This is a genomic window from Anaerosporobacter sp. (genome assembly GCF_965301125.1).
The window spans coordinates 16,326-17,256 of the sequence record NZ_CBDLAM010000076.1; the positions used below are offsets into that span (position 1 = coordinate 16,326).

Genomic DNA, 931 nt, shown 5'->3' on the forward strand with positions numbered 1-931 from the left:
AGATAAAGACGGTAATTTTTCTTTTAAAAAGGAAGGAAGCTCAGAATTAAGTTTTAAGAGAGATGTTTATTCATTAAGTTCTATTGATAAATTATCAGAGGAGCAAAGGGAAGCGTCAGCTAAAGAAGTTTTCGAATTCATGAGATATGGTACTAAAACTAATAAGATGTACGAAATCTCGGATGAATATAGTTTAGAAGATGCTTTAAAAATAATGGTTATTCGTTTCAATATAGCTATGAATAAGTATTCTAGATACCTTCCTATAACAATCGCAACTGATGTAAATGAAAATGTTGTTGCTGCTATACGTGAAAGTGAAGAAGAGTTGCCAGGAGTAGCAATTCTTGAACAAACAAAGCGTGTATATGACGATAGCGAGTACTTTGCACATATTTTAGGATATACTGGTTTAATAACACAAGAAAAATTACAAGAATATAAGGAAAATGGCAAAGATAATTACACAGCTACAGATCAAGTTGGAATCTCTGGTGTAGAAAACCTGTATGAGGATTATCTACATGGCAATAATGGTAGCGAAACAGTAATAGTAAATGATCAGACAAGGGTTCTTGAGATTCTCGATAGAGTAGAACCAGAAGCTGGTAATGATGTTTATCTTACTATTGATGCTGATTTACAAAAAGCTTGTTATCAATTGTTAGAAAAGAGATTGGCTAGTATATTATTAAATGCTTTAAAGAATAACGATAAACTTACTATATACGATGTATATTATGCACTAATTAATAATAGTGTTATCGACATAACTACTTTGAATAATGATGATAGTACTGATTTAGAGAAACAAGTATATAAAAAGTTTGAATCTCAACAGCGAGTTGTATTTAAAAACCTAAAAAAAGAATTAGCTATTAATAACACGACTCCAAAGAAATCTTTATCGGAAGATATGCAAGAGTATATT

General features: G+C 30.4%; 1 pseudogene. It reads left to right on the top strand.

The window, feature by feature from the left end:
- Positions 1-931: pseudogene (locus ACW2QF_RS10070) on the top strand (penicillin-binding transpeptidase domain-containing protein); the annotation flags it as partial.